The sequence below is a fragment of the Ramlibacter tataouinensis genome, assembly GCF_027941915.1.
GTDB classification, from domain to species: domain Bacteria; phylum Pseudomonadota; class Gammaproteobacteria; order Burkholderiales; family Burkholderiaceae_C; genus Ramlibacter; species Ramlibacter tataouinensis_C.
Genome location: NZ_CP116009.1, coordinates 4,063,543 through 4,084,020, shown reverse-complemented (window position 1 = coordinate 4,084,020; position 20,478 = coordinate 4,063,543). Strand labels below are relative to the sequence as shown.

General features: G+C 68.6%; 12 protein-coding genes and 3 tRNA genes. 7 read left to right on the top strand and 8 right to left on the bottom strand.

Going from position 1 to position 20,478, the window contains the following annotated elements; all coding sequences use genetic code 11:
- Positions 1-37: 37 nt before the first annotated feature.
- Positions 38-1,834 (top strand): gamma-glutamyltransferase family protein, encoded by a 1,797-nt coding sequence (locus tag PE066_RS19605; protein ID WP_271234200.1) that lies wholly within the window; start codon positions 38-40, stop codon positions 1,832-1,834.
- Between the two features lie 18 nt (positions 1,835-1,852).
- On the opposite strand, the gene PE066_RS19600 is transcribed toward PE066_RS19605, so the two are convergent.
- Entirely contained in the window at positions 1,853-3,499 is a 1,647-nt protein-coding gene (locus PE066_RS19600; RefSeq protein ID WP_271234199.1) for an acyl-CoA synthetase, read from the bottom strand.
- Positions 3,500-3,588: 89 nt separating this feature from the next.
- Between PE066_RS19600 and dnaG the strand changes: the two genes are divergently transcribed.
- Positions 3,589-5,439, top strand: coding sequence for a DNA primase (gene dnaG, locus PE066_RS19595; RefSeq protein WP_271234198.1), 1,851 nt, complete (start codon positions 3,589-3,591; stop codon positions 5,437-5,439).
- A 254-nt stretch (positions 5,440-5,693) separates the two neighbouring features.
- Positions 5,694-8,069 (top strand): RNA polymerase sigma factor RpoD, encoded by a 2,376-nt coding sequence (gene rpoD / locus PE066_RS19590; RefSeq protein ID WP_271234197.1) that lies wholly within the window; start codon positions 5,694-5,696, stop codon positions 8,067-8,069.
- A gap of 66 nt (positions 8,070-8,135) precedes the next feature.
- Here the strand turns inward: rpoD and fumC are convergent, their stop codons facing one another.
- Positions 8,136-9,524 (bottom strand): class II fumarate hydratase, encoded by a 1,389-nt coding sequence (fumC, locus tag PE066_RS19585; protein WP_271234196.1) that lies wholly within the window; start codon positions 9,522-9,524, stop codon positions 8,136-8,138.
- A gap of 210 nt (positions 9,525-9,734) precedes the next feature.
- Between fumC and PE066_RS19580 the strand changes: the two genes are divergently transcribed.
- From PE066_RS19580 to PE066_RS19565, 4 genes are all read left to right on the top strand, one after another.
- Positions 9,735-11,342 (top strand): methyl-accepting chemotaxis protein, encoded by a 1,608-nt coding sequence (locus tag PE066_RS19580; protein WP_271234195.1) that lies wholly within the window; start codon positions 9,735-9,737, stop codon positions 11,340-11,342.
- A 273-nt stretch (positions 11,343-11,615) separates the two neighbouring features.
- The gene (locus PE066_RS19575; protein ID WP_271234194.1) at positions 11,616-12,431 is read left to right on the top strand and encodes a hypothetical protein; all 816 of its coding nucleotides are present in this window, start codon (positions 11,616-11,618) and stop codon (positions 12,429-12,431) included.
- Between the two features lie 140 nt (positions 12,432-12,571).
- Complete coding sequence (locus PE066_RS19570) at positions 12,572-14,125, top strand: fumarate hydratase (RefSeq protein WP_271234193.1); 1,554 nt, start codon at positions 12,572-12,574, stop codon at positions 14,123-14,125.
- A gap of 237 nt (positions 14,126-14,362) precedes the next feature.
- Positions 14,363-15,352: a DUF2279 domain-containing protein gene (locus PE066_RS19565; RefSeq protein WP_271234192.1), complete on the top strand. Its 990-nt coding sequence runs from the start codon at positions 14,363-14,365 to the stop codon at positions 15,350-15,352.
- 50 nt (positions 15,353-15,402) lie between these two features.
- Here the strand turns inward: PE066_RS19565 and PE066_RS19560 are convergent, their stop codons facing one another.
- The 6 genes from PE066_RS19560 to lon all read right to left on the bottom strand — a co-directional run bounded on the left by PE066_RS19560 (position 15,403) and on the right by lon (position 20,274).
- Complete coding sequence (locus tag PE066_RS19560) at positions 15,403-16,731, bottom strand: MFS transporter (RefSeq protein ID WP_271234191.1); 1,329 nt, start codon at positions 16,729-16,731, stop codon at positions 15,403-15,405.
- Positions 16,732-17,355 carry a DUF6806 family protein gene (locus PE066_RS19555; RefSeq protein WP_271234190.1) on the bottom strand — a complete coding sequence of 208 codons (624 nt, stop codon included), beginning with the start codon at positions 17,353-17,355 and terminating at the stop codon, positions 16,732-16,734.
- Between the two features lie 54 nt (positions 17,356-17,409).
- Positions 17,410-17,501 (bottom strand) — tRNA-Leu (locus PE066_RS19550).
- Between the two features lie 67 nt (positions 17,502-17,568).
- Positions 17,569-17,642: transfer RNA gene (locus PE066_RS19545), tRNA-Cys, on the bottom strand.
- 58 nt (positions 17,643-17,700) lie between these two features.
- Positions 17,701-17,776 (bottom strand) — tRNA-Gly (locus PE066_RS19540).
- Between the two features lie 62 nt (positions 17,777-17,838).
- Positions 17,839-20,274: an endopeptidase La gene (lon, locus tag PE066_RS19535; protein WP_271234189.1), complete on the bottom strand. Its 2,436-nt coding sequence runs from the start codon at positions 20,272-20,274 to the stop codon at positions 17,839-17,841.
- Between the last annotated feature and the right edge of the window lie 204 nt (positions 20,275-20,478).

The window sequence follows — 20,478 nt, the reverse complement described above, 5'->3', positions numbered from 1 at the left end:
CCTGCCGCTAGCATGGGGCCCCGGGAAAGGAGACCCCATGAAAGCACCGCTCAGCGCCCTGGCGCTGGCCGCCGTCCTCGCAGGCTGCGCCAGCGCCCCCTCCTCCGACTTCCGCTACCAGCGGCCCCTGCTGCCCGAGGCCGCCTCGGGCTACACCGAGAAGCCCGGCTGGGCGACGCAGAAGTTCGCCGTCGCGGCCGCCAATCCGCTGGCCACCGACGCCGGCTACCAGGTGCTCAAGGCGGGCGGCTCCGCCGTCGATGCGGCGATCGCGGTGCAGATGGTGCTGACCCTGGTCGAGCCCCAATCCAGCGGCATCGGCGGCGGCGCCTTCCTGCTGCATTTCGACGGCCAGCGGGTCGAGGCCTACGACGGGCGCGAAACCGCGCCGGCCGGCGCCGGCGAAAAGCTGTTCCTGGCCGCCGATGGCAAGCCGATGCCCTTCAACGACGCGGTCGCCGGGGGCCGCTCCGTGGGCGTGCCGGGTACCGTGCGGATGCTGGAGCTGGCGCACAAGGAGCACGGCAAACTGCCCTGGGCCACGCTGTTCCAGCCGGCGATCGCGCTGGCCGAGGGCGGCTTCCAGGTCAGCCCGCGCCTGAATTCCATGGCCAAGGACGACGCGCACCTGAAGAAGGACCCGGCCGCGGCCGCCTATTTCTTCGGCCCCGACGGGCAACCGCGCGAGGTCGGCTTCACCCTGCGCAACCCCGAGCTGGCCGTTGTCCTGCGGCGCATCGCCCGCGAAGGATCGGATGCGCTGCACCGCGGCGAGGTGGCGCAAGCCATCGTCGACAAGGTCCGCAGCCACCCGACCAACCCCGGCAGCATGACCCTGGCCGACCTGGCCTCCTACCAGCCGAAAAAGCGCGCGCCGCTATGCCATGACCACCAGGCGCGCGGCAAGGACTACCGCGTCTGCGGCTTCCCTCCGCCCAGTTCTGGGGCGATCGCCGTCGGCCAGATCCTGGGCATCCTTGTCCACACGAACGCCGCTTCGCTGCCGCTGGACAACGGCCTGCCCGGCGCCGACTGGCTCTACCTGTACAACGAGGCTTCGCGCCTGGCCTTCGCCGACCGCGGGCAGTACGTGGCCGACCCCGACTTCGTGCAGCCGCCGGCCGGCAGCTGGATGTCGCTGCTGGACCCGGCCTACCTGGCCCAGCGCGCCCGCCTGATCGGCCCGCAAAGCATGAAGGTCGCGCAACCCGGCACGCCCGGCGCCGTGCGCAGCGGCTACGCGCCGATGGCGGCGCAGCCGGAATACGGCACCTCGCACATCAGCATCGTCGATGCGCAGGGGAACGCGATCGCCATGACCACCACCATCGAGGCCCAGTTCGGCTCGCGCCAGATGGTCAAGGGCTTCCTGCTGAACAACGAACTGACCGACTTCAGCTTCGCACCGGCCGACGCCAAGGGGCAGCCGATCGCCAACCGCGTGGAGCCGGGCAAGCGCCCGCGCTCGTCGATGGCGCCGACCCTGGTGTTCGACAAGTCCAGCGGACAACTGGTCGCTAGCGCCGGCAGCCCCGGCGGCGCGCTGATCATCCACTACACGGCCAAGACGCTGTACGGCGTGCTCGACTGGGGCATGACGCCGCAGCAGGCGATCAACCTGCCGAACTTCGGCTCGCTGAACGGGCCGACCTTCCTGGAGGAAAAGCGCTTCCCGCCCGCGACGGTGGAGGCGCTGCGCGCGCGCGGCGCCGAAGTGCGCGAGCAGGCCATGCCCAGCGGCCTGCAGGCGCTGACGCACGGCCAGGCGCACGGCCAGCGCTTCTGGTTCGGCGGCGCCGATCCGCGCCGCGAAGGCATCGTGATGGGCGACTGAAGCCGGGCCGGGCGGCGATCAGACGTCGATCGCCGCCGCCGAGCCGGCCTGCTTGCGCAGCTCGAACTTCTGGATCTTGCCGGTCGAGGTCTTGGGCAGTTCGCCGAACACCACCGCGCGGGGCACCTTGAAGCCCGCCAGGTGCTTGCGGCAATGGGCAACGATGTCCTCCGGCCTGGTGGTCGCGCCGGGCTTGAGCTCGACGAAGGCGCAGGGCGTCTCGCCCCACTTCGGGTCGGCCCGGGCCACCACCGCGGCGGCCAGCACGTCCGGGTGGCGGTACAGCACGTCCTCCACCTCGATCGAGGAGATGTTCTCGCCGCCCGAGATGATGATGTCCTTGCTGCGGTCCTTGATCTTGATGTAGCCGTCCGGGTACTGCACCGCCAGGTCACCCGTGTGGAACCAGCCGCCTGCGAAGGCCTCCTGGGTCGCGGCGGGGTTCTTCAGGTAGCCCTTCATGGTGATGTTGCCGCGGAACATGATCTCGCCCATGGTCTCGCCGTCCCACGGCACCGGCTGCATCGTCTCGGGATCCATCACCATCGCGCCCTGCTGCAGGTGGTAGCGCACGCCCTGCCGGGCGTTCAGCCGGGCCCGCTCGCCGATGTCGAGCTCTTCCCACGCCTCGTGCTTGGGGCACACGGTGGCCGGTCCGTACACCTCGGTCAGGCCGTACACGTGGGTGAGGTCGAAACCCATGCGCTCCATGCCCTCGATCATGGAAGCCGGCGGCGCGGCGCCCGCCACCATCGCCTTGACGCCGCGCGGCAGCCCCTTCTTCATCTCTTCCGGCGCGTTCACCAGCATGCCCTGCACGATCGGCGCGCCGCAGTAGTGCGTCACGCCATGCTCCTTGATCGCCTCGATGATGGCCTTGGCCTCCACCCGCCGCAGGCAGACGTTGACGCCGGCGCGCGCCGCCACCGTCCAGGGAAAGCACCAGCCGTTGCAGTGGAACATGGGCAGCGTCCACAGGTAGACCGCGTGCTTGGGCATGTCCCACTCGAGGATGTTGGACACCGCGTTGGTGGCGGCGCCGCGATGGTGGTAGACGACGCCCTTGGGGTTGCCGGTGGTGCCGCTGGTGTAGTTCAGCGCGATCGCGTCCCACTCGTCGGCCGGCATCTGCCAGGGGTCCGCTGCGTCGCCCTGGGCCACGAAGGCGTCGTAGCCGATCTCGCCGATGCGCTCCACCGGGCCGGCGTACAGCGGGTCCTCCACGTCGATCACCAGCAGCGGCGTGGTCCGCTGGCGCAGCGCCAGCGCCTTCTTCATCACCGGCGCGAACTCGGGATCGACGATCACCGCCTTGGCCTCGCCGTGGTCCAGCATGAAGGCGACGGTCTCGGGGTCGAGCCGCGTGTTCAGCGCGTTGAGCACCGCGCCGGCCATGGGGATGCCGAAATGCGCTTCCACCATGGGCGGCGTGTTGGGCAGCATCGCCGACACCGTGTCGCCGCGGCCGATGCCGCGCCGCGCCAGCGCCGAAGCCAGTTGCCGGCAGCGGCTGTGCACTTCCGACCAGGTGCGGCGCAGCCCGCCGTGCACGATCGCGAGCCGGTCGGGATACACCTCAGCGGTCCGCTCGAGGAACGACAGCGGCGTGATGGGCGTGAAGTTCGCCGCGTTGCGCGGAAGGGCCTGGTCGAAGATGCTGGGCATGGAGGGGCTCCTGTTGTTCGGGAATCGGGCGTCTCGCGAGCGTACGCGCAGGGGGCGCGAGGCGGCATTGGGTAAGAATACCGGGCTCGATGGCCATTCCCCAGTCGTTCATCCAGGAGTTGCTGGCCCGCGCCGACGTGGTCGAGATCGTCGGCCGCCATGTCCAACTGAAAAAGGCCGGCGCCAACTTCCAGGGCCTGTGCCCCTTCCACTCGGAAAAGACCCCCTCGTTCACGGTCAGCCCGACCAAGCAGTTCTACCACTGCTTCGGCTGCGGCCAGCACGGCAGCGCCATCGGCTTCCTGATGGAGCACGCCGGCATGGGTTTCGTGGAGGCGGTCAAGGACCTGGCGGGCCAGTACGGCCTGCAGGTTCCCGAGGACGACCGCTCGCCGCAGGACCGCGAGCAGGCGGCCGAGATGCGGCGCAAGCAGGCCACCCTCGGCGAGGTGCTGGAAAAGGCCGGCAGCGCCTGGCGCAAGCACCTGAAGGGCTCGCCGCGCGCCATCGAGTACCTCAAGCGGCGCGGCCTGTCGGGCGAGATCGCGCGCCACTTCGGGCTCGGCTACGCGCCCCAGGGCTGGCGCAGCCTGGCCAGCGTCTTTCCCGACTACGACGACCCCCTGCTGGCCGAGAGCGGGCTGGTGATCGTGGGCGAGGACGAGGCCGATCCGGCCGGCGGGCAGGGCCGCCGCTACGACCGCTTCCGCGACCGGATCATGTTCCCGATCCGCAACGTCAAGGGCGAGTGCATCGGCTTCGGCGGCCGGGTCCTGGGGGACGAGAAGCCCAAGTACCTGAACTCGCCCGAAACGCCGGTGTTCAGCAAGGGCCGCGAGCTGTACGGCCTGTACGAGGCCCGCCATGCGGTGCGCGAGGCCGGCTATGTGCTGGTGACCGAGGGCTACATGGATGTGGTGGCGCTGGCCCAGCTCGGCTTTCCCCATGCCGTGGCGACGCTGGGCACGGCCTGCACGCCCGAGCACGTGCAGAAGCTGTTCCGCTTCACCGACAGCGTGGTGTTCAGCTTCGACGGCGATGCCGCCGGGCGCCGGGCCGCCCGCCGCGCGCTGGAGTCCGCCCTGCCCCACGCCAGCGACACGCGCAGCGTCAAGTTCCTGTTCCTGCCGCCCGAGCACGACCCGGACAGCTTCGTGCGGGCGCATGGCCAGGACGAGTTCCTGCGCTACGTGCGCCAGGCGGTGCCGCTCAGCGTCTTCCTGCTGGAGGCGACCGCCGAGGACTGCGACCTGTCCACCGCCGAAGGCCGCTCGCGCATGCTCACGATGGCGCAGCCGCTGTGGGCCGCCCTGCCCGACGGCGCGCTCAAGCGCCAGTTGTTCGCCGCCATCGCCGAGCGCTCGCAGGTTGGCCCGCACGAGCTGGCGCAACTGTGGCGGCTGCCGGGCTCGGGCGCCCCGGCCCGGCGCCGCGAGCGCGAGCCGCAGGCCATCGGCGCCGGCCGCCGCCAGCCGGTCAAGCCCAAGTCGGTCCAGTACGCCGAGACCATCGCGCGGCTGGTGCTGCGCCACTCCCGCGCCTGGGAAGGGCTCACCCAGCACGACCACGAAGTGCTGTGCCGCCTGCAGGCGCCGCTGGGCGACCTGTTCTGCTGGCTCGACGCCGGCAGCCACGAGCACGGCGGCCAACCGTGGGCCGCGTTGCAGGCCGGGCTGCAGGGACTGGAATTCGCCGGCCTCGCCGAGCGGCTCATGGCCTACGACGAAAGCCAGCCGATCAGCCGGGTGGTCGAGGACATCGACACCACCGAAGCCGACCTGCGGCTGTCGATGCTGGAGATCCACCTCGACCTGGTGGCCGGCGCCATCGAAGAGGCCAACCGCCTGCCGCAATCCAACCCGGAGCGGGTCGCGCGCCTGCTCGAGCTCAGCCGCCAGCAGCAGCAACTGCTGGCCGCCAAGCGGCGTTTGCGGTCTTGAAATTGCGGGCTTGAAATCCGGCTGCGGCGGTATAATTTAGGGTTTGCTAGCGGCAAGAGCGACAGCAGCACCTCCGGGCCCGGCCGACCGTGCATCCGATGCGATCACGACAGCGCCATCACACCGCAAGGACTGCATTCCAAATGTTCGCCCACCCATCTTGCCCAGCCATGGCCGACCGCGCCCGCGTGGCGGCCTGTCGCCCGCGCCGGGTAGTTTGTGGCGCATCCTTATCGTGACGTCCTGAGGTGTCCATGCCCGCATCCAAGTCCGCGAAGCTCGCCAAGCCGCCAGCGAAACCCGGCGCGAAAAAACCGGTCAAACCCGCTTCGCCGCCCGCCAAGGCGGCGCTGAAGGTCGTCAAGTCGCCGGCGCCGCCGGCCAAGGCGGCCGCGAAGCAGTCCCCCACGAAAGCCAAGCCCGTGTCCAGCAGTACCAAGACCCCCACCAGCGCCAAGACCGAGAAAGCCGCCGCCAAGGACGAGTTGAAGAAGACCAAGGCCGCGGTGGCCGCCGAGGAGCCGGTGAAGAAGAAGCCCGGTCGCCCGCCGAAGGCGGCCGCCGCGCCGGCCAAGGCCGCCACCGGAGCCAAGCGGGGCCGCAAGCCCAAGTCCGCCGAGAAGCCCGAGGGCGACGACGCGGACCTGTCCGACATCGAGGCCGAATTCGCCGAGGAACCGGCAGCGGCGGCCGAGACGCCCGAGAAGGTCAAGCCGCTGCGCATGAAGATCAGCAAGGCCAAGGAACGGGCCTTGATGAAGGAATTCGGCCTGGACGAGACCGTCCTGTCCGAAGAGGAGATGACCAAGCGCCGCCAGCGCCTGAAGACGCTGATCACGCTGGGCAAGACGCGCGGCTACCTCACCCACGGCGAGATCACCGACCACCTGCCCGAGAAGCTGGTGGACGCCGAGACGCTGGAAGTCGTGGTCACGATGCTCAACGACCTGGGCGTGGCGGTGTACGAGCAGACGCCGGACGCCGAGATGCTCCTGCTGAACAACACGACGCCGACCGCGGCGACCGTGGAAGAAGCCGAGGAGGAGGCCGAAGCCGCCCTGTCCACCGTGGACAGCGAATTCGGCCGCACCACCGACCCGGTGCGCATGTACATGCGCGAAATGGGCACGGTGGAGCTGCTCACGCGCGAGGGCGAGATCGAGATTGCCAAGCGCATCGAGGCCGGCCTGCAGGCCATGATGGAGGCGATCTCCGCCTCTCCGGCCACCATTGCTGCCATCCTGGAGATGGCCACGGAGATCCGCGAGGGCAAGGTCGTCATCTCCACCGTGGTGGACGGCTTCTCCGACCCCAACGAGGCCGACGACTACGTGGCCGAGGAGGACTTCGATGAGTTCGACGCCGACGACGACGATGACGGCAACGGCGGCTCCAAGGCGCTGACCAAGAAGCTCGAGGAGCTCAAGTCGCAGGCGCTCGAGCGCTTCGACCGCATCGCGGGCCTGTTCGAGAAGGTGCACAAGGTGTACGACAAGGAGGGCTACGGCACTCCGGCGTACATGAAGGCGCAGCACGCCCTGTCCGATGAGCTGATGACCATCCGCTTCACGGCCAAGACCATCGAGAAGCTGTGCGACATGGTGCGCGCCCAGGTCGACGACGTGCGCAGGAAGGAGCGCGAGCTGCGCCGCATCATCGTCGACAAGTGCGGCATGCCGCAGGAAACCTTCATCAAGGAGTTCCCGCCCAACCTGCTGAACCTCAAGTGGGTGGAGAAGCAGGCCGCCGCCGGCAAGCCCTGGAGCACCGTGCTGGCCCGCAACATCCCGCCGGTGCAGGAACTCCAGCAGAAACTGATGGACGTGCAGTCCCAGGTCGTGGTGCCGCTGACCGAGCTCAAGGAGATCAACCGCCGCATGAACGAGGGCGAGGCCAGCTCGCGCGAGGCCAAGAAGGAGATGATCGAGGCCAACCTGCGGCTGGTGATCTCCATCGCCAAGAAGTACACCAACCGCGGCCTGCAGTTCCTGGACCTGATCCAGGAAGGCAACATCGGCCTGATGAAGGCGGTCGACAAGTTCGAATACCGTCGCGGCTACAAGTTCTCGACGTACGCCACGTGGTGGATCCGCCAGGCGATCACGCGCTCGATCGCCGACCAGGCGCGCACCATCCGCATCCCGGTGCACATGATCGAGACCATCAACAAGATGAACCGCATCTCGCGCCAGCACCTGCAGGAGTTCGGCTTCGAGCCGGACGCCGGCATCCTGGCGTCCAAGATGGAGATCCCCGAGGACAAGATCCGCAAGATCATGAAGATCGCCAAGGAGCCGATCTCCATGGAGACGCCGATCGGCGACGACGACGATTCGCACCTGGGCGACTTCATCGAGGACACCGGCAACACGGCCCCGATCGAGGCCGCGATGCAGGCCGGCCTGCGCGACGTGGTCAAGGACATCCTGGACTCGCTCACCCCGCGCGAGGCCAAGGTGCTGCGCATGCGCTTCGGCATCGAGATGAGCACCGACCACACGCTGGAGGAAGTTGGCAAGCAGTTCGACGTCACGCGCGAGCGCATCCGCCAGATCGAGGCCAAGGCGCTGCGCAAGCTCAAGCACCCGAGCCGGTCGGACAAGCTGCGGTCGTTCATCGACACGCTGTAAGCGAAGAAGCAGGCAAGGGGCCGCGCGGCCCCTTGTCCTTTTGGCGCGCCCTTCCCGGGCGCGTTTTCATTGGGGCCCGACCATGTCCTCCGGCCGCACCCACCGGTCGAACTGCTCGGCGGTCACATGGCCGCTGGCGATCGCCGCCTCGCGCAGCGTCCTGCCTTCCTGGTGCGCCTTCTTGGCGATCTGCGCGGCCTTGTCGTAGCCGATGTGCGGGTTGAGGGCCGTGACCAGCATCAGCGAGCGGCCCACCAGCTCCGCGATGCGCTCGCGGTTGGGCTCGATGCCCACGGCGCAGTGGTCGTTGAAGCTGTCCATGCCGTCGGCCAGCAGGCGCACGCTCTGCAGGAAGTTGTGCGCGATCATCGGCCGGAACACGTTCAGCTCGAAGTTGCCCGAGGCGCCGCCGACGTTGATCGCCACGTCGTTGCCGAACACCTGGCAGCACAGCATGGTGACGGCTTCGCTCTGGGTCGGGTTGACCTTGCCGGGCATGATCGACGAACCCGGTTCGTTCTCCGGGATCGACAGTTCGCCGATGCCGCTGCGCGGGCCGCTGGCCAGCCAGCGCACGTCGTTGGCGATCTTCATCAGGCTGGCCGCCAGGCCCTTGAGCGCGCCGTGCGCGTGCACCAGCGCGTCGGCCGCCGCCATGACCTCGAACTTGTTGGGCGCGCTGACGAAGGGCAAGCCGGTCAGGCGCGCCAGCTCCTGCGCAACCTTGTCGGCATAGCCGGCCGGGGCGTTCAGCCCGGTGCCCACCGCGGTACCCCCCAGCGCCAGTTCGCACAGGTGCGGCAGCGACGCCTCCACGTGCCGGCCTGCCTGCTGCAACTGGGCCACGTAGCCGGAGAACTCCTGGCCCAGCGTCAGCGGCGTCGCGTCCTGCAGGTGCGTGCGGCCGATCTTGACGATACCGGCGAAGGCCTCGCTCTTGCCTTGCAGCGTGGCCTGCAGCCGCACCAGGGCCGGCAGCAAGCGGTTGCGCAGGGCCTCCGTCGCCGCCACGTGCATCGCGGTCGGGAACACATCGTTGGACGACTGGCTGCGATTGACCTCGTCGTTCGGGTGCACCAGCCGGCCGTCGCCGCGCGGCCCGCCCAGCAACTCGCTGGCGCGATTGGCCAGCACCTCGTTGACGTTCATGTTGGTCTGGGTACCGGAGCCGGTTTGCCAGACCACCAGCGGGAACTCGGCCTCGTGGCCGCCGGCCAGCACTTCGTCGGCCGCGGCCACGATAGCGGCCGCCTTGCGCTCGTCCAGCAGCCCCAGCTCGCGGTTGACGATCGCGCAGGCGCGCTTGACCTGCACCAGCGCCCGGATGATCTCGCGCGGCTGGCGCTCGCCGGAGATGGCGAAGTTCTGCAGCGAGCGCTGCGTCTGGGCGCCCCACAGCCGGTCCGCCGGGACCTCGATGGGACCGAAGGTGTCGCGTTCGGTGCGCTGGTTCATGCCGTTGTCGCTCCGGTTACAGGTGCACCGTAGCATAGGGCCGCAGCTCGTGGACCGTCCTTGCGCCCTGCGTCGCCGACGGGCAGCCGGGCAGCACCGCCGGTTCGATCCTCGGGGCCAACCGCCTTGATGAGTCCGCCGGCACCGGCATAAGATGGCTCCGCAGTGCGCCGCCAGCTGGTCGGCGGCGCCACGGACGAGGAGGCTCCGATGCCGAAGTGGTTGTTGACACCCGCGTTCAGCGTGCTCAAGCGCGTGAGCTTCCTGGTCGGCTTTGCACTGGCCGGCGGCCTGTTCGTCGTCGCCGTGCTGCTCGGGCTGGCGGCGGCCCTGGGCGGACCCTCCGGCGTCCTGCTGCCGCTGGCCACCCTGTTCGCTCTCGCCGGCCTCTACATGCAGGCTTCCGTCTACGCCTACATGACGTCCGGCGTCAGCCGCCTGATCCGCATGACCGAGCGGGTGTCCGCCGGCGAGCTGGTCAACAGCCGCGAGAGCATGGGCGAGGACTCCACCAACAACGACTCGTCCCAGCTCTGGGCGGCCATCCTGAAGATGAACGACCGGCTGGCCGAGATCGTGCGCCAGGTGCGCGCCAGCGCCGAGGGCATCGTGCTGTCGGCGCGCGACATCGCCGAGGGCAACCATCACCTCGCGCAACGCACCCAGGCCCAGGCCGCTTCGCTGGAGCAGACGGCCTCGGGGATGGAGGAGCTGGCGGCCAGCGCGCAGCAGAACGCCAGCGACTGCTCCCGCGCCAGCGAACTGGCCACCGGGGCCCGCGAGGTGGCCGGCAAGGCCGCGACCCAGATGCAGCAACTGGCGGCCACCATGCGCCAGATCGACGAGAGCGCGCGCCGCGTCGGCGACATCCTGTCCACGGTGGAAGGCATTGCCTTCCAGACCAACATCCTGGCGCTCAATGCGGCGGTGGAGGCGGCGCGCGCCGGCGAACAGGGCCGCGGTTTTGCCGTGGTGGCCACCGAGGTGCGCAACCTGGCCCAGCGCAGCGCGGCCGCCGCCAAGGAGATCAAGGGCCTGATCGCCGACTCGGTCGGCAGCGTGGAACAGGGCCGCAGGATGGTCGGTGCCGCCGAAGGCACCCTGATGGACGTGGTCGGCTGCGTCAAGGACGTCAGCGACGTGATCGCCGGCATCGCCATGGCCTCGGCCGAGCAGCGCGCGGGCGTGGAGGCGATCAACCAGGCCGTGGTGCAGATCGATTCGGCCAACCAGCAGAACGCCACCCTGGTGGAGGAAGCCAGTGCCGCCGCGGCATCGTTCGAGCACGAGGCCGCCCAGCTGCTGGACGTGGTCAGCCGCTTCAAGCTGGACCGGGGTGCCGAGCGCGGCAAGGTCGTGTCCATGGTCAAGGAAGCGGTGGCGCACCTGCGAAAGTTGGGGGCCCAGCGCGCCTGCGCCGACTTCAACGACCACCGCGGCCGTTTCGTCAGGGGCGAGTACTACATCTTTGCGCTGGACCTGGCCGACGGCAAGCGGCTCGCCTACGCGCCCGACCTGAGCCTGGTCGGCACCTCCGGCGTGGACCTGCGCGACGCCGACGGCCGGCTGTACGGCCACGACATCCTGAACCTGGCGCGCCAGCATGGATCGGGCTGGACCGACTTCAAGATCCTCAACCCCCGCACGGGGCGGATCGAACCCAAGTCGGTCTATGTCGAGGTGGTGGACCGCGTCGTCCTGGGCTGCGGCATCTACTCGAGCACCGAGGACAGCGGGGCCTCGTCCCTGTCGGCGGTGGACAGCCGCCGTGCACCGCCCGCTGCCGGCACCCTGGCCCGGCTGGCCAGCAGCCACTGACGGTGCGGCAGCGCGCACCCGCCCGCTGCCGCACAAGCCGAACCCGTTCATCGCTGCGACGGGGCGCGCGGTTGCCGAAGTGCGCGAGGACGTCCATGTCCCGGTCCTCGAGAAGAACCAGCGGATCGTCGGCTTCTTCCCGTTCCAGCCTGGTCGGGTGCTGGAAGGCCGGCGCCATCGGCGTCAGCATCAACCCGATGCAACAACAGAAAGACGGCCCTGTGCACGTCGGCAGCTGAACCGTACACTCCCCTCCCAACACAGGAGGGTTTCATGTCGAGGGGATTCAGTCTTTTCATCGCCTTTCTGGGAGGCATCTGCATCTCCCTGCTGGTTGTTCTCGGCTTGCAGCGGTCGCTGGAGAACCGGGAGCAGGGCCTGCTCGCTTCCAGCGCCGACGCCGGGGCACCCCGCACGCCAGCTTCCTCCAAATCCTTGTTCGAAGTCGCGCAAGCGCTGCGTGAAGGGGGGTTCATCCTCTACTTCCGGCATCCGGAGCGGCAGAAATGGGACTCGGTGATCGCGTTCGACGTCTGGGAGGCCATGAGCGGCGAGGATGCCTCGCAGCAGTTCTACAAGGACGCCGTGTGCCTGACACCCCGCGGCGAGGCCGAGGCCCGGATGGTGGGCAAGATCCTCGAGGCTGCACGCATTCCGGTGGGCACGGTGGTGAGTTCCCCGATCTGCCGGGCCCGCCAGATGGCGCAACTGGCCTTTGCCCGCATCGACGTCGTCAGCCACAGCCTGATCCATACACCCGTGACTAACACGACCAACGAGGCCGCCTTCCGCGATGGCCTGCAGGCGCTGCTCACCACAGTACCCATCAAGCCTGGCACCAACACGGTGATCACGGCCCACGAGAACACGATCCGCAACCATCCGGACCTGTTCGCCGCCGGTTCGGAGATGCTGCGCGGCGGTGCGGTGAGCGAAACCGGGCTCTACGTACTCAAGCGGGACGCGCGCGGGCAACTGGAGATCGTCCAGAAGTACATGAGCCTGGGCAACCTGGCGTCCAACGCCATCACGCTGCAGGCCGACGGCCCGGCTGCCAAGGCCTCCGCGCCGATGGCCGCCAAGCACTAGGGAAGTTCCCGTCAGGCGCCGCCTGGATCGTGCGCACCGTGCGCCCGGCGCGCCGCGAAACAGGACACGGGCTGGCGCCCATGGGGGCTCAGCTGCGTTTGGGATAATGCGGGTAAGCCCTGCATCACCGTCCCAAGACCATGCCGACCACCATCCAGCAAGCCGACCTGATCGAATCCATCGCGGCGGCGCTGCAGTACATCAGCTACTACCACCCGAGCGACTACATTGCCCACCTGGCTCGCGCGTACGAGCGCGAGCAGAGCCCGGCGGCCAAGGACGCGATCGCGCAGATCCTGACCAACAGCAAGATGAGCGCGACCGGCCACCGGCCGATCTGCCAGGACACCGGCATCGTCAACGTGTTCCTCAAGGTCGGCATGGACGTGCGCTTCGAAGGCTTCAGCGGCAGCCTGGAGGACGCGGTCAACGAAGGCGTGCGGCGTGGCTACAACCACCCGGACAACACGCTGCGCGCCAGCGTGGTGGCCGATCCGCTGTTCGCGCGCAAGAACACGAAGGACAACACGCCGGCGGTGATCTTCACCGAGATCGTGCCCGGCAACACCGTCGATGTGACCGTGGCGGCCAAGGGCGGCGGCAGCGAGAACAAGAGCAAGCTGGCGATGCTCAACCCGAGCGACTCGCTGGTCGACTGGGTGCTCAAGACCGTGCCTACCATGGGCGCCGGCTGGTGCCCGCCCGGCATGCTGGGCATCGGCATCGGCGGCACGGCCGAGAAGGCGGCGCTGATGGCCAAGGAAAGCCTGATGGACGACCTGGACATGTACCAGCTCCAGGCCAAGGCCGCCAAGGGCGAGAAGCTGACCCAGGTCGAGGAGCTGCGGCTGGAGCTGTACGAGAAGGTCAATGCGCTCGGCATCGGTGCGCAGGGCCTGGGCGGCCTGACCACCGTGCTGGACGTCAAGATCAAGCTGTATCCGACGCACGCGGCCAGCAAGCCGGTCGCCATGATTCCCAACTGCGCCGCCACCCGCCACGCGCACTTCGTGCTGGACGGCTCCGGCCCGGTCTACCTGGATCCACCCAGCCTGGACCTGTGGCCCAAGGTCGACTGGATGCCCGACACCGGCAAGAGCCGGCGCGTCAACCTCGACACGCTCACGCGTGAAGAGGTCGCGAGCTGGAAGCCCGGCGACACCCTGCTGCTGAACGGCAAGATGCTCACCGGCCGCGACGCCGCGCACAAGCGCATCCAGGACCTGCTGGCCAAGGGCGAGCCCCTGCCGGTGGACTTCACCAACCGCGTGATCTACTACGTCGGCCCGGTCGATCCGGTGCGCGAAGAGGCCGTGGGCCCGGCCGGCCCCACGACGGCGACCCGCATGGACAAGTTCACCGGGATGATGCTCGAGAAGACCGGCCTGATCGCCATGATCGGCAAGGCCGAGCGCGGGCCGGAAGCGATCCAGGCCATCCAGAAGCACAAGTCCGCGTACCTGATGGCGGTGGGCGGTGCCGCCTACCTGGTGTCCAAGGCCATCAAGAAGGCCCGCGTGGTCGGCTTCGAGGACCTGGGCATGGAAGCCATCTACGAGTTCGAGGTGGTCGACATGCCGGTGACCGTGGCCGTCGACGCCGGCGGCACCAGCGCCCACGTCACCGGCCCGGCCGAGTGGAGCCGGCGCATTGCCACGGGCGAATTCAAGAGCATCCCGGTAGCGGCGGCCTGAGCGGCCGGCGGCTCGCGGCACGCAGCGGGCCGCATCCGCAGCCCCCTGGGTCTTGCGCCCCGGGCGTGTGAGGTCGAGATTCCTTCGCCCCGCCCGGGCACCGCGTTCGCGCGCGGCCGCGCAGATCCGGCAACCGGACCGGTGAGCGACCGGCAACCAATCGCAAGAAGGTCCACTCATCAGCATTGAGTGCGCCTCCAGGGTGCGGCGCAAGCCATACATTGGGCGACCGAGCCCATGCCCTCCATCCACCGTCGTCCAGCCGATCAAGCGATCGTAGTCCGCCTGGCGCTCATCGCGGCGAGCTGCGTGCTGGCGAGTTATCCGGCGACCTCGAATGCCCAGGTGCCCGACGCCGCGCCTGCCCCGGGAGAAGCCATCGCGGGGCGCTCGGTCGCAGCGGCCGACGAAGACAGCCTGCCGGGCAAAGCGGCGGGGCCGTTCGCGTATCTGGAGCGTTCAGGCTTCGACCTGGACCAGCGCAACGCCCTGATCATCGGCGCCAGCAGTGCGGCCTTCCTGGCCTATGGGCATGCCAAGTGGTGGGACCAGGGCTTTGGCGGCGGCTTCAAGACCCGCGGTGAAGGCTGGTTCGGCCGGGGAACGGACTACGGCGGCACGGACAAGCTCGGTCACATGTTCACCAACTACGCCAGCGTGCGCCTGCTCTCCCGGGCCTTCCGGGCCGCCGGCAACGGCGCCGACGAGTCGGTGCGGCTGGCGGCCTGGACCACCATCGGCATCTTCACCGGCATCGAGGTGCTGGACGGCTTCTCGCGCAAATGGCGGTTCAGCGGGGAAGATGCGCTGATGAACATCGCCGGAGCCGGCCTGGGCGTGCTGATGGAAGATCAGCCGGAACTGGACGCGAAGTTCGACTTCCGCTTCGGCTACCGGCGCTCCACCGGGTCGCGCTTCGATCCTTTCGGCGACTACGCCGGCCAGCGTTACCTGCTGATGGCCAAGGCGGATGGCTTCGAATCGCTTCGTCGCCATCCGGTCCTGCGCTACCTGGAGGTCGGCATCGGCTACCAGGCCCGGTTCACGCCGGGCGGCGAGCGCCGCAGGGACGCCTACGTCGGCGTCAGCCTCAACCTCTCGCGCCTGCTGGCCGACGGCTTCTACGGCGGCCGGCACGGAACCACGCCGTTCCAGCGCGGTGCAGACCTGGCGTTCGAACTGGTGCAGTTTCCCGCCGCCGGCTACGTCCGGCACCGCATCGACTGAGCCCGCTCTGCACGGGGGGCGACCCACAGGGAAGGCCTGGTGGAGTCCGTTCAGGCGGGCGCCAGTTCCCCGGACGGCGCTTCATCCTGCGCCTGCAGTGCCGCTCGGCGGCCGCGCTGCACGTCGACCTTCAGCAGCAGCACCAGCCCGGCCAGGAACAGCACGCTGGTGGACAGGATGGCGGTGCGCTGGTTGCCGCCGGTGGCCCAGGTGATGGCGCCGTAGCTCAGGGGCCCGATGATGCTGGCCAGGCGCACGGCGAAGGACCACAGGCCGAAGAACTCGGCCGCCTGCCGGCGCGGCGCGAACATGCCCACCATCGCGCGGCCGGACGACTGGCTCGATCCCATGCACAGGCCGGCGATGGCTGCGGCCCACCAGAAGCCGCCCTTGGTGGTGGTCACCGCCGCGATCACGCAGGTGGCAACCCAGCCCACCAGCGTCAGCGCCAGCGCCGGCTTGTGGCCGATGCGGTCCTGCAGGTAGCCCCAGGCGAGGGCGCCGCCGGCCGCGGCCAGGTTGAGCACGAAGATCAGCACCATGGTTTCCTGCTGGCGAAAGCCGATCACCTGTTCGGCATAGATCGCCGCCAGCGTGATCGCCACCGCCACCCCGCCCTGGTAGCACACCAGGCAAGCCAGCAGCCACATGAAGTCGCGGAAACGCCGCGCCTGCCGGAACGTCGCGTGCAACTGCCGCAGCGACGCGCGCACTCCGCCCTGCTGAAGCGCCTGCGCACTGGGCTGGGCGCGTTCGCGCAGCAGGCGGAAGGTGACCAGCGAAGCCGCGCCGTAGAGGGCCGCCGTCAGCAGCATGGTGACCGGCACGAAGTGATCGGCTGCGATGCCTTGCTTCTGCGCCCACAGCACATAGGCCAGGCAGATGCCGAGGGCCAGCATGCCGCCGAAGTAGCCGAAGCCCCAGCCCCAGCCGCTGACCCGGCCCATGGCCTCGGGCCGCGCCAGCTCCGGCAGGAAGGCTCCGGTCAGCGATTCGCCGTAGCTATAGAAGGTGTTGGAGACGATGATCAGCAGCATCGCCAGCGCCACCGAACCGGGGCCGGCCAAAGACAGGGCAGCGGTACTGACCACGCAACCCGCTGTCACCAGCACCAGCAGCCGCTTCTTGGCGGCACGCAGGTCGGCCCACGCACCGAGGCTGGGCATGGTGAGCATCACGATCGCGTACGACACGCTCAGCGCCGCCGTCCAGGCGAACGTGGCCCACGGCGCCTTGCCGGCGATGCCACCGACGAAGTAGGCCGCGAACACCGCGGTGATGACCACCGTGGTGTAGCCCGAGTTGGCGAAGTCGTACATCGCCCAGCCGAACACCTCGCGCTTGCGCACGCCGGGGTTCAGGGCGTCGTGCGCGACCATTCAGTGCAGGTGCCGCGGCCGGCGACCCCCGCCGTGGCCGCCACCGCCGCTGCCGCGCGGCGGCTTGCCGATCTCGAGCGAGTTGACCAGCGCGTCGAAGCGCTCGGAGAACAGGCGGTCGATCTCGGCCACCACGCCGCCCAGCTCCTGGCTGTCGAAGTGGCGTTCCATCAGGCCGACCACGTCTTCCACCAGCAGGTCGCGCTGCACTTGCATGATGGCCGCCGGCGTCGGGCCGACGAACAGCATCAGGAAGTCGTCGCGCGCCTCGGCCTCGGGCGGCTCCTCGTCCTCGTCGAACTCGGCGTCGTAGAAGCTCACCTCGATGGCGGCGCCCTGCTCGGCCAGCTCGTTCAGGCTCATGCACATCTCGTCGAGCGACTGGCGGAAGTCCTGGTCGCCGCCGACGGTCCAGCACAGGGTCAGCAGGTGCTCGTGCGCATCGAAGCGGATGCCCGGCTCCTCCTCGTAGGCACTTTCGGCGCCGTCGGCAAGCGACTTGGCGCCCGCGTACTTCCACAGGGGCTTGAGCGCCTCCTGCAGCTGCTCGTAGGTGACGTCCGCGCGCAGCGGCACGTCGCCGTGCACGTGGATCTCGAAAGGGGCGTTGTCGTAGTGGGCCATCTGGGTCCTGCCTGTGCGCCGGCGCCTGCGGTCGGGGGCTCCGACATTGGGGATTGGTGCCTCGAACCGGACTCGAACCGGTACGCCGCCTTGCAGCGAGCGGCGGATTTTAAGTCCGCTGTGTCTACCGATTTCACCATCGAGGCGGCGCAGACCACGCGGCCACTGTACGCCAAAAAAAAAGCAGCCCCGGTTGACCGGAGCTGCTGGGACTGGAGGCGCGGGCCGGAGTCGAACCGGCCTGGGCGGATTTGCAATCCGCTGCATAACCGCTTTGCTACCGCGCCGCTGGATGCCATGTTGCCAAGAAAAAGGGAAGCGAGGCGCTTCCCTTTCTACGTTGACTGGAGCGGGAGAAGAGTCTCGAACTCTCGACCTCAACCTTGGCAAGGTTGCGCTCTACCAACTGAGCTACTCCCGCGTAAGCCCTCAAGTATAGGGCAATTTTCAGCGTTGCAGCAAGTGCGATCGAAATATTTTCGCTCAGTGCTTCACCGACGCCGGCGCCGCAGGCTTGCCATCGCCCTTGGCCGCCGGCAGCGGCGCCGCGGCCACGCGCGCATCGTCTTCCGACAGCGGCGTGGGCTGGCGCTCCAGCGCGACTTCCAGCACCTTGTCGATCCACTTGACCGGCACGATCTCCAGGCCGTTCTTCACGTTCTCGGGGATCTCCTGCAGGTCCTTGGCGTTCTCCTCCGGGATCAGCACGGTCCTGATGCCGCCGCGCAGCGCGGCGAGCAGCTTCTCCTTGAGGCCGCCGATCGCAGTGACCTCGCCGCGCAGCGTGATCTCGCCGGTCATGGCGACGTCGGCGCGCACCGGGATGCCGGTCAGCGCCGAGACCAGCGCAGTCGTCATTGCGGCACCCGCGCTCGGGCCGTCCTTGGGCGTGGCGCCATCGGGCACGTGGATGTGCAGGTCCTTCTTTTCGAACACCTCGTCGCTGACGCCCAGGCGGCGGGCCCGGCTGCGCACCACGGTGCGCGCGGCTTCCACCGACTCCTTCATCACGTCGCCCAGCGAGCCCGTGCGCAGGACGTTGCCCTTGCCGGGCATGAGCGCGGCCTCGATGGTGAGCAGGTCGCCGCCGACCTCCGTCCAGGCCAGTCCGACCACCTGGCCGACCTGGTTCTGCTGCTCGGCACGGCCATAGGTGTGCTTGCGAACGCCCAGGAAGTCGTTCAGGTTCTCCGCCGTGACGCGCACCTGGGGCGTCATCTTCTTCAACTGCAGGCCCTTGACCACCTTGCGGCAGATCTTGGACAGCTCGCGCTCGAGCGAGCGCACGCCGGCCTCGCGCGTGTAGTAGCGCACGATGTCGCGGATGGCGTCTTCGGTGACCTCGAGTTCGTTGTCCTTGACGCCGTTGTTCTTCATCTGCTTGGGCAGCAGGTACTTGATGGCGATGTTGGTCTTCTCGTCCTCGGTGTAGCCCGACAGGCGGATCACCTCCATCCGGTCCAGCAGCGCCGGCGGGATGTTCATGGAGTTGGAGGTCGCCACGAACATAACGTCGGACAGGTCGAAGTCGACCTCGACGTAGTGGTCGCTGAAGGTGTGGTTCTGCTCGGGATCCAGCACCTCCAGCAGCGCGCTGGAGGGATCGCCGCGGAAGTCGGTGCCCAGCTTGTCGATCTCGTCCAGCAGGAACAGCGGGTTGCGCGTGCCGACCTTGGACAGCGACTGCAGGACCTTGCCGGGCAGCGCGCCGATGTAGGTGCGGCGGTGGCCGCGGATCTCGGCCTCGTCGCGCATGCCGCCCAGCGCCATGCGCACGTACTTGCGGCCGGTGGCCTTGGCGATCGACTGTCCGAGCGAGGTCTTGCCGACGCCGGGCGGGCCGACCAGGCACAGGATAGGCGCCTTGACCTTGTCCACGCGCTGCTGCACCGCGAGGTACTCGAGGATGCGGTCCTTGACCTTCTCCAGGCCGTAGTGGTCCTCGTTGAGGACGTCCTCGGCGTGGCCGAGGTTGTGCCTGATCTTGGTGCGCTTGCTCCAGGGCAGGCCGACCAGCACGTCGATGTAGTTGCGCACCACGGTCGCCTCGGCCGACATCGGCGACATCAGCTTGAGCTTCTTGAGCTCGCCCTCGGCCTTCTTGAGGGCGTCCTTGGGCATCTTGGCCGCCTTGATCTTCTTTTCGATCTCCTCGATGTCGGCGCCCTCTTCGCCCTCGCCCAGCTCCTTCTGGATCGCCTTGACCTGCTCGTTCAGGTAGAAGTCGCGCTGGTTCTTCTCCATCTGGCGCTTGACGCGCGAGCGGATCTTCTTGTCGACGTTGAGGATGTCGACCTCGCGCTCGATCTGCTCGTACAGGTTCTCCAGCCGGCCCTTGACGTCGGACAGGTCCAGCACGACCTGCTTGCTGTCCAGCTTCAGCGGCAGGTGGGCCGCGATGGTGTCGGCCAGGCGGCCGGCATCGTCGATGCTGGAGATCGAGGTGAGGATCTCCGGCGGAATCTTCTTGTTCAGCTTCACGTACTGGTCGAACTGCTGCATCACGGCGCGGCGCAGCGCCTCGACCTCGCTGGACTTGCCGGCCTGGCCGCTGCCATCGACCGGGGTGACGGTGGCGACGAAGTGCTGCTCGCCTTCGACGATCTGGTCCACCTGGGCCCGCTGCTGGCCCTCGACCAGCACCTTCACGGTGCCGTCGGGCAGCTTGAGCATCTGCAGGATGGTGGAGATGCAGCCGACCTCGAACATGTCGTTGACCGAGGGCTCGTCCTTGGCGGCCGCCTTCTGCGCCACCAGCATGATGCGGCGCTCCGCCTCCATCGCCGCCTCGAGCGCCTTGATGCTCTTGGGCCGGCCGACGAACAGCGGGATCACCATGTGGGGAAACACCACCACGTCGCGCAGCGGCAACAGCGGCAGCTCGAGGGGGGTGGCGGGAAGGGGAATGTGTCCGGACATGAGGATCCTTGGTTGTCCAGCCGCAGTTGGGCGGCCAGCGCCTATTTTCAACCCGTCGGCGGCGAGTGGGGGCTCGCAGGGACGAATGACGGGCCCGGCTGACGGCAATTGACCACACGGCCTTGCCGCAGCGGCGGACCTGCGAGCCCGATGGAAGCGGCCCGGTGCCGCCGGACCGCATGCGCCGCAAGGCCGGCAAGCGCC

Bases quoted from the DNA above. Each gene is read 5' to 3' on its own strand.
- PE066_RS19605 (WP_271234200.1), top strand. From the start codon at position 38: ATGAAAGCACCGCTCAGCGCCCTGGCGCTGGCCGCCGTCCTCGCAGGC.
- PE066_RS19600 (WP_271234199.1), bottom strand. From the start codon at position 3,499: ATGCCCAGCATCTTCGACCAGGCCCTTCCGCGCAACGCGGCGAACTTC.
- dnaG (WP_271234198.1), top strand. From the start codon at position 3,589: ATGGCCATTCCCCAGTCGTTCATCCAGGAGTTGCTGGCCCGCGCCGAC.
- rpoD (WP_271234197.1), top strand. From the start codon at position 5,694: ATGCCCGCATCCAAGTCCGCGAAGCTCGCCAAGCCGCCAGCGAAACCC.
- fumC (WP_271234196.1), bottom strand. From the start codon at position 9,524: ATGAACCAGCGCACCGAACGCGACACCTTCGGTCCCATCGAGGTCCCG.
- PE066_RS19580 (WP_271234195.1), top strand. From the start codon at position 9,735: ATGCCGAAGTGGTTGTTGACACCCGCGTTCAGCGTGCTCAAGCGCGTG.
- PE066_RS19575 (WP_271234194.1), top strand. From the start codon at position 11,616: ATGTCGAGGGGATTCAGTCTTTTCATCGCCTTTCTGGGAGGCATCTGC.
- PE066_RS19570 (WP_271234193.1), top strand. From the start codon at position 12,572: ATGCCGACCACCATCCAGCAAGCCGACCTGATCGAATCCATCGCGGCG.
- PE066_RS19565 (WP_271234192.1), top strand. From the start codon at position 14,363: ATGCCCTCCATCCACCGTCGTCCAGCCGATCAAGCGATCGTAGTCCGC.
- PE066_RS19560 (WP_271234191.1), bottom strand. From the start codon at position 16,731: ATGGTCGCGCACGACGCCCTGAACCCCGGCGTGCGCAAGCGCGAGGTG.
- PE066_RS19555 (WP_271234190.1), bottom strand. From the start codon at position 17,355: ATGGCCCACTACGACAACGCCCCTTTCGAGATCCACGTGCACGGCGAC.
- lon (WP_271234189.1), bottom strand. From the start codon at position 20,274: ATGTCCGGACACATTCCCCTTCCCGCCACCCCCCTCGAGCTGCCGCTG.